This window comes from Flavobacterium sp. ABG (assembly GCF_001027725.1).
GTDB classification, from domain to species: Bacteria; Bacteroidota; Bacteroidia; order Flavobacteriales; family Flavobacteriaceae; genus Flavobacterium; species Flavobacterium cupriresistens.
Window position 1 is genome coordinate 286,511 of sequence record NZ_LEKS01000006.1, and the last position, 12,291, is coordinate 298,801.

The 12,291-nt window shown below is 36.7% G+C and carries 5 protein-coding genes; all 5 read right to left on the reverse strand.

The features are described 5' to 3' along the window. Nucleotides 1–767 precede the first annotated feature (767 nt). Entirely contained in the window at nt 768–3,776 is a 3,009-nt protein-coding gene (locus tag AB674_RS08860; RefSeq protein ID WP_240478072.1) for a glycoside hydrolase domain-containing protein, read from the reverse strand. Nucleotides 3,777–3,813: 37 nt separating this feature from the next. Then, entirely contained in the window at nt 3,814–4,803 is a 990-nt protein-coding gene (locus AB674_RS08865) for a c-type cytochrome (RefSeq protein ID WP_047775746.1), read from the reverse strand. Between the two features lie 263 nt (nt 4,804–5,066). Further along, complete coding sequence (locus tag AB674_RS08870) at nt 5,067–6,476, reverse strand: aryl-sulfate sulfotransferase (protein ID WP_047775747.1); 1,410 nt, start codon at nt 6,474–6,476, stop codon at nt 5,067–5,069. 102 nt (nt 6,477–6,578) lie between these two features. Beyond that, nucleotides 6,579–8,087, reverse strand: a complete 1,509-nt coding sequence (locus AB674_RS08875; RefSeq protein WP_047775749.1) for a RagB/SusD family nutrient uptake outer membrane protein — start codon at nt 8,085–8,087, stop codon at nt 6,579–6,581. Nucleotides 8,088–8,122: 35 nt separating this feature from the next. After that, nucleotides 8,123–11,221 carry a SusC/RagA family TonB-linked outer membrane protein gene (locus tag AB674_RS08880; protein ID WP_047775750.1) on the reverse strand — a complete coding sequence of 1,033 codons (3,099 nt, stop codon included), beginning with the start codon at nt 11,219–11,221 and terminating at the stop codon, nt 8,123–8,125. Between the last annotated feature and the right edge of the window lie 1,070 nt (nt 11,222–12,291).

A 12,291-nucleotide genomic window follows, 5' to 3' on the forward strand; every position in this document is an offset into this window, starting at 1 on the left:
CAGATTAAAAGGATTAAAAAAGATTTTTTTTTTGTTTTTCACGCAGATTTGGCAGATTTTTTTTTAGCATCTGCAAAATTTGCGTGTTATTTTATCTTTTCATCTGTGCTAAAAACGATTTTGCTTTTGCCACAGATTTCACAGATTAAAAAGGATTTTTTGCAATCTTGTCAATTTCTACGGGTGAGAAATCTCCGAAACAAACTCCACAATCTTTGTCGAGCTGCTTGTGAAGATTCTTCGTTCCTCAGAATGACAAACTGGGCGGTCAATCTTTGAAATCAGTGGCAAGAAAACATTTTCAATTTGTGTTAATTCGTGTAATTCGTGTTTAAGTTTTGCTTTTACATTGTCAATTTCGATGGTGAGAAATCTCCGAAAGAAACTCGACAATCTTTGTCGAGCTGCTGGTGAAGATTCTTCGTTCCTCAGAATGACAAACTGGGCGGTCAATCTGTGAAATCAGTGGCAAAAAACCATTTTCAATTTGTGTTAATTCGTGCAATTCGTGTTTAATTTTTACTTTTGCATTGTCATTTCCGATTGCTATCAGGATAACAAGATTAAAAAAGATTTTTTGCAATCTTGTCAATTTCTACGGGTGAGAAATCTCCGAAAGAAACTCGACAATCTTTGTCGAGCTGCTGGTGAAGATTCTTCGTTCCTCAGAATGACAAACTGGGCGGTCAATCTGTGAAATCAGTGGCAAAAAACCATTTTCAATTTGTGTTAATTCGTGCAATTCGTGTTTCAATCTGGATAAAGCATTACTTAACAATAAGCAACCACCCTTTACCTTTAGCAACCGGAATTTCATCCTTTGCCGTAAAAGTCTGCGCAGGCTGAAAATTAGCTACTTCCAATGCTGTAATTGTCGCTTTGGCAGGATTGATTCCCAGTTTTTTCCAGTCGATGTTTAATTTTACTTTTACATCAGCATCTGCCCAGCTTGCGATTGAAATTAAGGCTGTACCGTTCTTTTTGTAAACCGTTGCCAATACTTTTTCGTTAGTTGTTTTTACCGGACAGTTTTCGCTCCAATAACCAATCATTTCAGAACCTTTAATGCCGAAAGTATCCCATAATTTCCAAATTGGTCTTGGGTCTGCATTGTGACTCCAAGGCATTCTGTTGGTCATTCCGTAAACCATTCCTCTCCATGGATTTCCTCCATCTTGCAGCATTTCTCCCATTAATCCAAAAGGAATACCGCTCACTTCAGTTAAGAAAAAGTCAGGATTGTTTTTTTCATAGTCAAAATACTCTCCAAACCACAGTTTATTGATGTATGGAAAGTGCTCCATATACAAATTGGCACTATTATTAAAACCATCACTTTTATTGTATTGATTGGCACTGTGCAAATCGATGATTCCGGGGTGACCGTCTTTGGTAAGCACTCTTTTGATACGTTTCATGGTAATTCTATCAAAAGCCACATCGTCAAGATAAACACCATCGATACCAACGTTTTGAGTCAGCCAATTCATTCCTTCTACATAATAATTATGCCAACGATTCATACCGCTGTTTACAATGGCGGCATCTTTTATTTCGGGAACAAACCAGGCTGCGATATAATCATCACCCACATGTTCTTGAAGCCAAGAGAATCCGCCTCCTTTACCCGGAGAATAAATTTCGTGACCCAAACTTCTTAAAGCAAAAGTTTCATAAGCTTTATTAGAAACCTCTCTTACGGTGTTGTAAATTTTTACTTTTAATCCTTTTTGATGTGCTTCATCAATGTACTCTTTCATTTTTTTGAATTCAATAAAAGGATAATTAATGTACGGATTAATGGCATTGGCATGGTGTATATTGACTACCGTTGCTCCCGTTTGGGCGATAGTGTCGAGGTTACTGTATTTATGATAAAACTTCGTGTTCCATTGGAAATCAGTGTCTATTTTGCGAAACGGCGTAATCAATAAATTAAAGTTGTAGTATAAAACATCCCCTTTTTTCATTGTGCGATTGCCGCTGTAGGCATTGACCAAAACTATTTTTTGGTTTGGCGTTATTGTGATTCCGCCTTTGTTTTCGTTGCCCCAGGAAGAAGGTAACAATAAAGGTTTTTGCAAATAGAAATTAGTGTTTAACGGTCGGCTGTATTTTTCATCTCTTAATGAAAATTGCAATCCTGCATTCACATTTCCGATCCAGGCACCGTCCTGATTTTTGTGTGCCACATCCCATTTCCAATCGAAAGTCTGAGGACGATCACCCCCTTTTTGACCTAATCCCATCATGTATTTTGAAGCAGAAGATTGCAATGGCATATGAAAATTAATGTCATTAAATGTAGCATCTTCCAAAGCAGTAATTTTTACAGCATAGGATACAAATCCATCAAATTCGATACTTCCCGTCACATCCATTTGAAGGGCTTGTGAAGTAGAACTACTTTCCCACGAAACAGTTCCGGCTTCTTTTTTCAGGAATTTAAGGCCTGAGTTTTTCCATTTTAAAGATTCTTTTCCTGCTGCATCTATAAAATGAAATGCTGCCGGAGCGGTCAATATATCATTTGGTTTTGTACTGATAGAAGTCATTTCGGGAGTAAAGAAAGTTTGGATTTGGGTTGGAAATCCATTTGAACCTAAGACTAATTTTCTCCCCAATAAAGAGATTTCAGTATCTTTTACTACTAATGGAATGTAAGGTGCAATAACCGTGTTTTCTTGAGCCAAAGTTGAGTTTAGCCATTTTAAACGGGTCATTTTTTCTGGAGAATCGATTCCTCCGTTTTGAGTCACTTCGTTCGTTACTTTTATTTGAAGGGTAATTTCTTTTGTTTTTCCATCACAATTCACAACTGCTTTTCCGGTATAGGTTCCCGCGGCAGTAGTTTGCGGAATGTCAATGCCACACCACATTGCCTGTACTTTTCCTTTTGAAACTGAAACGGTATTGGCAAATACAGATCCGTCGTATCTTGTTCCGTCGGTATTGATGCAGTTTAAATATTTAGCTTCAATGATGGCTCCGTTGTTGCTGATTAAATTGGAGAACGTAACTTTTAAATTAGTAATGTCTTGCAAGGCGTAAACCCCCAATTGAAAAGCTAAATATTCCCCTTTTAATGCGGTGTCAGCAAAGGTGTTTTGAACTCCTTTTTGGATCCAGCGCTGTGGCAGATCATTTTTCATTCGGATTGAATTTAATCGGTCTTCGGGAAAAACGATAAAAGAACTACCACTGTTTTTAGCAATCATGTCTTGTGTTTCTGCCGCTGTAGCAATAACTTCCATAGGGTAGTAACTGTTAAAAGCATTTACACTCTGGATTTCCTGAACAGTAGTATTGTCCGCCGCAGCTGTTTTTATTTTGGCCAGCCATTGCGCATCGGCTTTATATTCGGGTTTGGCATACACTCCTTTTGGATAGTTTGCATCACCTTCATCAATATAGGGCATATAGTACACATAATAAGTCGTCTGACCCGAAACCGGCTCAAAGAAAATAGTACCGCTTTCTCTCGTGATGTTAACTGTTTTCAGGTTTGTAATTTCTTTTCCGGTGGCGTCCTGAACAATAATTCTCTTTTGATCGGGATTTGTATCTCTTCGGCGCCATTCGATAGTCGTTTTGGCAACGGCACCAGTACCGGAAAAGACCACCACAGCGCGATGATTTCCTAATTGATTTGGATTCCAACTGTCATTACCGTCGGTATATTTTATTTTTTGCGCACTTAATGGAATACTGATAATGAAAAAACACATTAGCACTATTCGACTTAAAATTGGGTTGTTTTTTAGGTTTGGCTTCATTTTTTTGTTCAAGTTAAAGGGAGATATTGATATAAAGTTAATAAACGGCTTTCCATCCATTTTGTTTCCAATACGCAATAATGGGTTTGTATGGACCGTATTTATGTTGTTCTTCAGAAAAAGTATCACTAAAAGGACTGTGGGCATAATCGATTGGTTTGCCCATTTTATTCGGATAGTCAAATGTTTTCGGATTTGGTCTCGTGTGTATAGCATCATCATTTACGTAAGCGGCGATGTCCAGTGCTTCTGTGTCCGTAAGATAAGGTTTTCCGGGTGTTACTTTATCATATGGCATATTGCTTTTTAGCCACTGTGCTTGTTTGATAACTCTGTGCATGCTTGAACCCGGCTGATAGCCGTATTGTCCCCAAAGCGGAGGATACACATAACCGGATTTGTCTTCGTTGTATTTTCCTTCTCCATCAGCTCCGTGGCAACGAACGCAGTTTTCGATAAATAGTGTTTTTCCTCTTTCCGGGCTGGCAGCTACATCAGGAAAATCGATTTCCAGATTTTTGGCCCCTTTGAATTGTCCATCTTTAGGAACAAATTTGCTAATCCATTTAAAGTAAGATAAAAAAGCGACCATTTCTTTTCCGTCAAGCGGAAGAGGTTTACCGGAATGAGGACGCATGATGCAATTGTTAACCCGTTCAGCAAGTGTGAGTACTTTATTTTCACGTCCGCGATATTGCGGATAATTGTCATGCGAAGACATCAGGTTGAAAGCATGCGGTTTTGTACCGGCATCCTGATGGCAATTGGTACAGTTCATTTTATTGCCCAAATATTTTCCTTTAATGCCGTTTGGCCCAATATAATAAGCTGTTTTTAGCATTAATTCTCTTCCATATCGAACGGATTCACCAAATGGATCGTCCGGAATTTTGGAGGTATCTATGGTAATGTAACCTTCATCGTCTGAGGTTTCTTTTGCTAATGTTTGAGAATTAGAGGTATTGCACGAATTGAACACTACAATTGGCAGCACTAAAAAGAAACCAATAAGAATTATTTTTTTCATGTTTACTAGTTTTAATCTGATACTCGAATACTAAAAAAGCGATTCGCTTACGTCATTATTATTAACCCGTTGGTTATAGTTTAGCTAAATGTTTTTTAACACATTAGGAACATAGATTTAGCATTTTACAATTGGAGAAATTTCAAGAAAATCACAATTTTTTCACCTCGTCTCCTGTGATTTATTTAAAGTAAAACGCCTTTTTTTAAGCTTTGTCAGCTATGTCTCTATGTGTTAAAAATTAATTGTGACTAAAGTTTTTTTTAATTGAAAAGAAACGGTTTTAATTTTTCTTCCGGAATAAACTCAACGCGATAAGGAGGAATTTCGGACTCTAAAGCCCAAAGTAAAACCCCTTTTTTATTTGTCAGAACCGTTATATGTCTTTTTGAACAACAGCACAATAGCGTTTCTTTATCAATCATATAAGCACTTCCCATCCTGTCATTATAAATTTCTTTGGGCAATTTGATCTGAAAATCCAATTGCACGGAATTGTCTTTTTCATTTATTTTCAAAGCAAATACCGAAGATTGTTTTTGGTCAACACCATTATCAAAAAAGAGTAGACTGCCTTCGGGATTAATGTGTGCGGCATGTGCTTGCGAGAAACTGGAATTTTCTTTTTGCGATAATGTACCACCTTTTCCTAATTTCCAGATCACTTTTCCGGTTTTGGCATCTACTTTCCAAATTTGACCGTTATTGTAAAAAGAGATCAGAAAGTTTCCATCTTTATCATAATTCAGACTGTTGGCGTGCATCCAGTCTTTTTTGGTTTTCAATAATGCTTTATCTTTCATTGGATCTAAGTCGTCAAAAACACTCCATTTCCAAAGCTGTTTTCCTTTTTTATTCAAAATAAGAATACCATCTCCATTGATTGTATCTCCTTTTTTGCCACCAATAGCCGTTAAATCGGTTATTCTTTCATCAACAAACAAGGTTACAATTTCATTAGTCGATTTTTTGATAATTTCATGATGAATAACTTGTTTAAAATCACCTTGTCCTTTTTTAATATGTGTTAAGGTGTCTCCCTGTAAATTGATTTCCAGAATTTCACTGCCGTAGCTTGTAGGTTCATTGTTTTTCCCTAAAATAGCAATAATACTTTGGTCTTTAGTAAAATGAGTAACCTTAAAACCAGTTCCTTCTACGGTATGATACCATCTCAAATTACCTTTATAATCAACAATGTAAGCGGTACCCGGCGTTTCTCTTTTGCCCATTAGCAGAAAACCTTTTTTGAAATTTTGAGGCAAAAGTTCCGGTTTCTGAAAATTGGCTTTAAATTGTTTTTGTAACCATTCGGGTAATTTTCTGGATTTAAAATGATATATTTTGCTTGTCTTTTTTTCTCCGTCTGCAACCGTAACCACCTGAAAACTATAACTAGTTTCGGGACTAACGCTACAAAGTATCAAAGAATGTGAAAGTCCTGTTTTTGAAATTGGAGTAGCTACTTTGTTTTTAATTCCTTTTGTATCAGCCCAGTATTCTGCATAAACCGAAAGGTTGTCACTCGTAGTAACATCGATCTGAATCTTCAATTCGTTGTTGCTATGAGTTCCAATGGCAATATTTAGAATGCGATTCTGATTTTTGGAACAGCTTGCTAATACAAGCAATGCCAAAATAAAACTCCATTTTACAATTAATTTTTTGATCATAGGAAAAGCTTCTTTTGTGAAACAGAAAGGTACTTCTTTTGTATGAAATCGGGAACAGACAACGCTGAAAACGTTGTCTACTCCTGATTTTTCTGCTTTTATTTATCTATTAGCATTGCTTAAATTGGGGTTTAGATCAACCTGGCTTTGCGGATAGGTGTAATATTTATTTTGTGGCATTTTGATTTGTGCCGTTTCTCCAACTCTGAGGTGATAGGCATTTACAAGAACGTCGAATTTATTCATTCGGATTAAATCCTGACGGCGTTTACCTTCGTAGAAAAGTTCCCATCCTCTTTCTTGCAGAATAGCATCTCTCAAAGTACTTTGATTGTAATCTGCTAAAACCAATAATTTGGCATGAGATCTTCCTTTCACCTGATTGATAAGATCTATAGCTTCAATGGTCGGGCCGCTAATCTCGTTTAGTGCTTCGGCTCTGCTTAACAATACATCGGCATAACGTAAAATGTTGACACTGTGACCGTCATAATAGGTGGTAGTTTCATCATCTGCGTATTTTCTGGTCGATACATCGGGCATGTAAAATACGCCTGCCGGAGGCTCTGCACCCAAAGATGGTGCTTGTTTGTGCAGCAATTTATCTGTTCCCATAAATTCTGGAAAAAAGCATTGTTTTCTGTCATCTTCATTACCAAAGGTGTTGTAAAAATCCCAGTTTACCGTATAATACTGCCATCTGTTTTCAACAACAGGATGATCAATTGGTCCAAAATGGTTCAATAGCTCCGTTCCGTTTGTATTGGCATCGCTAAGAGAAGAAAAAATGTTTTCGCTGCACCATTTGTTACTTTCTTTAAACAATCCTGAATAACTAGGATAAAGACTGTATTGACCTAAATTCATTACTTGTTGTGTAAGCGTAGCGACTTTTTGCCAGTCGTGGGCACGCAAATACAATTTCGCTAATAAAGTTAGAGCAGCACCTTTTGTAGCGCGTCCTACATCATTACCACCATAGATAGGATTGTCCTGATAATTTACAGGAAGTACAGCAGCAGCATCGTTGAGTTCTTTGATTAGAAAAGCATCAATTGCCTCAACCGATGTTGGAGGGGTTTGTGCCAAGTAATCCGGATTAGTTAAATCAGCTTCCGTAATTAAAATTACAGGTCCCCAGGAATCTGTTAAGTCCATATAGCCCGAAGCTCTTAGAAATCGGGCTTCAGCTATAAATTGCGCTTTATCTGAACTTGAAATTTCCTGCATTTGATTGATGTAGAAAATGGCATTATTGGCATTGGCAATCAATTTGTACATGGCATTCCAGTCTTCTAAAAGCAATCCATTAGTAGAACTCCAGGTCCCTAAAGATAATTGACCCGGATCCCCGCCGTACTGACAATGTCCCAAATCTGTTGCAATATCCGTTAAAGCAAAATGTCGTGTTGCCCAGTACGAAAAGTTGTCACCTACAGACGGACCTTTCAATCTGCCGTAAATTCCGTTTATAGCCGCTATGGCATCCGATTTTGTTTGATAGCCATTCGCAGTTGTTAAACTACTGTATATGGTGGGGTCTAGATCTTCATTACACGAAAAATGTGTACCTGCGACAAGTAAAAGTAAGAGTACTGTATATTTTTTCATTTTAATAAATTTAATGTTACTAAAAAGCCTTTAGACTAATGAATTGCAACTTTAATACCTAGAATAAACGTTCTGGAAGCCGGGAAGGAGTTAAAATCAATTCCTCCGCCTAAGTTCTGCTTGGTATTATCAGTGGTAAAATGTCCATTTACTTCCGGATCATTTCCGGAATAATTTGTAATAGTCAGCAAATTTTGTCCAATAGCATACAATCTGATACTATCTATGAATTTAACCTCTTTTAATACGCTTTGCGGAATAGAATAACCGATAGAAACATTTTTCAGACGCAGGTAGGAAGCTTCTTCAACAAATTTTGAATTGACATAACTGCCATATTTACTTTTGTAATAACCATCTCTCGGAATATCCGTATTTTCATTTGTATTGGCAACCCAGCGATTTAAAGCATCAGTACTTGTAGTAGACTCACCAACCATTGCAGTCATATTATAAACGGAATAGTCGAAAGCACCTTGAAAGAAGATATTCAAATCAAAATCTCCATATTTAAAATCGTTATTAAACCCGAGAGTAAAATGCGGCGTAGAATTTCCTAAATAAGTTCTGTCGGCAGCTGTAATGGTTCCGTCACCATTTAGATCTTCATATTTTGGATCTCCGGGTACAGAAAGCGGCTGGGGAGCATACGTTTCTCCTGATTTTATAACCCCTGCATACTTATAACCGAATAAAACGCCCATTTCCTTACCTGGCTCCAGTCTTGTAAATTCTTGTCCGGAAACAGTTCCGCTTGGGTTAGAAGTACTGTTACTGATTATTTTAACATTATCAGCAAGGGATACAATTTCTTGTTTGTTGTAAGCAAAATTTAGAGAAGTACTCCAGGTAAATTTATCATTGCTAAAGTTTACAGTGTTAATGCCTAACTCGATTCCTTTGTTATCAATAACCCCGGAATTGAATCTTAGGGTACCAAAGCCCCACCATCCACCAACAGGAACATTCAAAAGAGCATCAGTTGTTCTTTTTTTGTACGCATCGATAGTGATGTTCAATCTGCTGTTAAAGAAACCCATATCCAATCCGATATTGGTTTGGGCTGTTTCTTCCCATTTCAGATCAGGGTTTGCTAAATTGGCAGGCTCGTTACCACCCGAAAGACCGCCTTGTCCAATTACTGTTCCCCATGGAGTCAGTCTGCTCAGGTAGGCATAGTCTCCAATACCATCACTTCCTGTAATACCGTAACTCACTCTTAATTTAAGCTCAGAGAATGTATTTAGTTTTTCTATAAAAGGTTCGTTGGAAAGCTTCCAGGCAACGGCTCCGGATGGAAAAATTCCGAATTTGTTATTTGGGCCAAATCGGGAAGAACCGTCTTTTCTTATTGTAAAGGAGGCTAAATATTTATCTGAATAAGAATAGTTTAATCGGCCAAAATAAGAGGTAAGCTTCGTTTCTGTTTTTTCTGTTTCCGGTCTTAGGTATACTTCAGCACTTTCGAGTTTATGATACGTCAATAAATCATTAGAAAAACCGGAACCGGAAGCTTTTAGACGTTCGTAAGTATCTTTTTGATTAGAAGTTCCAATCATTGCTGTTATGGAATGTTCTTTTATTGAAAATTTATAAGTCAGATACTGATCTGTACTCCATCTGAAATAGGTTTTATTCTCTTCAGATCCGGTACCATGCAGGGCAGCTCCGGCAATTAACGTACTAGGCGTATATTTTCCTTGGATATTTTCCTGCCATTCTGCTCCGGCACCAAAATGGAACGTAAGGTTTTTAATAATTTCATAGTCCATAAACATACTTCCGTTTACCAATCTGTTGATGACGTGGTCTGTAGGTTCCAATAACAAGGCCAAAGCATTGTCTTTTCCCTGATATTTATAGTAAGAACCATCAGGATTGTAAATAGGAATAGTTGGAATAGCGGTCTGAATCGTAAACATAGGAGATAGGATATTGTCGCCAAAATCGCTGTTGTTCCCTTCACTTGCCGCACCATAAATATTAGTGCCGACATTTAATTTGTCGTTGAATTTTTTCTCACCACCCATTCTTACACTATATCTTTTAAAATCAGTGTTTTCAATAGCTCCGGTTTGTTTCAGGTAATTTCCAGAAAGAAAAAATTTAGAGGTTTTATCGCTTCCGCTAAAACTAATTGTTCTGTTAATCACTTCTCCCGGACGTGTTGCAGCTTCAAACCAATTGGTATTGGCGATTGGGAAACTTGCAGGAAAAACGGGAGGTCTTCCATTTTCCTTTGCAATCGCATTTTGGATATTGGCATATTGCTGTCCGCTTAATAAAGAAGGCTCATTGATGATGTTTTGAAAACCATCCGAAATTTCGGCCTCAATTTGCATTTTTCCTGATTTTCCTTTTTTAGTTGTAATGATGATAACTCCATTTCCTCCTCTGGCACCATAAATAGCGGTAGAGGAAGCGTCTTTAAGAATTTGGATGTTTTCAATATCATTAGGACTGATAGAAGCACCTGTGCTGGTAATAAATCCGTCTACAACATACAATGGAGCGTTGGAAGTATTAATAGAATTTCCTCCTCTGATGACCACTGACGGGTTTGTTCCGGGTGCGTAGCTGTTCTGCTGTACCTGAACTCCTGAAGCACGTCCTTGTAGCGCTTGACCAACATTGGCAATCGTACCTCCTAAATTTAAATTGTCTTTGCTGATCGAACTGATAGAGCCCGTAAGGTCTTTTTTCTTTTGTTTTCCGTACCCAATAACAACTTCATCTAATTTTTGTCCTGCTTCTTTCAGCATAATTTTCAGAGGAGCATTTGTTATGGTAATTTCCTGGTCTTCCATACCAACATACGTAACAATAAGTTTCGCGGCATTGTCCGGTACTGTGATTGCAAAGTTTCCGTCAAAATCAGTTTGTACGCCTTTTGAACTTCCTTTTACTACAACGTTGGCACCCGCCAAAGGAACACCATTTTGATCGGTGACAGTTCCTTTTACTATTTTTTCAAAAAGAATGACTATAGTATTTTCGTCTGAAGTAGTTATCGAGGAAGCAGCCGAAGCCTGAAACGCAAAAACTAATAACGAGAGAACTGTTAATTGGACCTTTTTATCGGATAGAATGTTAATCCGAAAATCTCTAGGCTTTTTTTGGGTTAAAAATTTCATACTTTAATCGAGTTTGGTTAATTAATAATCTGTTTTTTATTATTTGTAGGTTTTGGATTTCTTTTCTGATTGGGAATAATATGGTATTCTTTAATCGAATCTTTTTTTTCAATAAATCACTGCTTCATTTTTCAACCTTAATGTTGGTTTACTTAATCCATTTTACTCGCTTTAAACCTTATAAAACGCTTTAAAAATTTCACCTATTAACTTAATTTTAAGAATAGTACCTAACGAAATTATAGATTATATTTTTATTAAACAAGAAAAAACATGAAAAATGTGCTCGAACACATTAAATTAATGTTCTCGAACACATAAATAGTTGCAAATTGTAATTATTAACTTAAAATGATGCGATTTGTATAAAATGTTTTGATTTTAAAAAGATTTATTAGTTTGAGTATTTCTAATGTTAAATTACCATAACTTGTTATATCATTAGTATTTGTGTGAAAATGCTGAATATTTTATATTGTATAGTCTTGTGTTATGCACGGTAAAGAGACTTGTGTTTTTGCAAAAAAGGGGTTTCAAAAAAGCTTTTTTGCGTTTAAATTTCTAGTTTAGAAAACTATGTTGGAATTGATATAAATAAGGGATCATTTTTGATGCTGTTTTCAATTTTTAGAAAAGTAAAAATTAACAAAAAATTAAGAATTAAGGTTTTGGAAGAATATCAAGTGGTTTTGGCAAAAAAAGAATAGAAAATTTCTAAGGAGTTTACGGGATTTTAATATTCTTTTAAAGAGATGAAGTTGAAGTGATGTGAAATGTAGAATGTAAAGTGTAAGATAATGAAAGAGGATGTGTTGATTTAGGGTGATGAAGAGCCGTTGTTTTTTATTAAACTATAAAAGTGTTTAAGGAAACAGAAGTATTGCTTAAATGGGCTTACATTACCCCACAACTTCTGTCCTTTCGAGCGGAGTCGAGAAATCGCACAAGAAACTCCGTCCAGTTTGTCATCCTGAGGAACGAAGGATCTACGTTTGCTGAATCGATACCGTTGAGCTTCACTTTATGGAATTACTTGTGAAGATACTTCGTTCCTCAGTATGACAAAATTG

What these genes read in the sequence shown, in the direction of transcription:
- AB674_RS08860 (WP_240478072.1), bottom strand. Translation starts at nt 3,776, where the DNA reads ATGAAGCCAAACCTAAAAAACAACCCAATTTTAAGTCGAATAGTGCTA.
- AB674_RS08865 (WP_047775746.1), bottom strand. Translation starts at nt 4,803, where the DNA reads ATGAAAAAAATAATTCTTATTGGTTTCTTTTTAGTGCTGCCAATTGTA.
- AB674_RS08870 (WP_047775747.1), bottom strand. Translation starts at nt 6,476, where the DNA reads ATGATCAAAAAATTAATTGTAAAATGGAGTTTTATTTTGGCATTGCTT.
- AB674_RS08875 (WP_047775749.1), bottom strand. Translation starts at nt 8,087, where the DNA reads ATGAAAAAATATACAGTACTCTTACTTTTACTTGTCGCAGGTACACAT.
- AB674_RS08880 (WP_047775750.1), bottom strand. Translation starts at nt 11,221, where the DNA reads ATGAAATTTTTAACCCAAAAAAAGCCTAGAGATTTTCGGATTAACATT.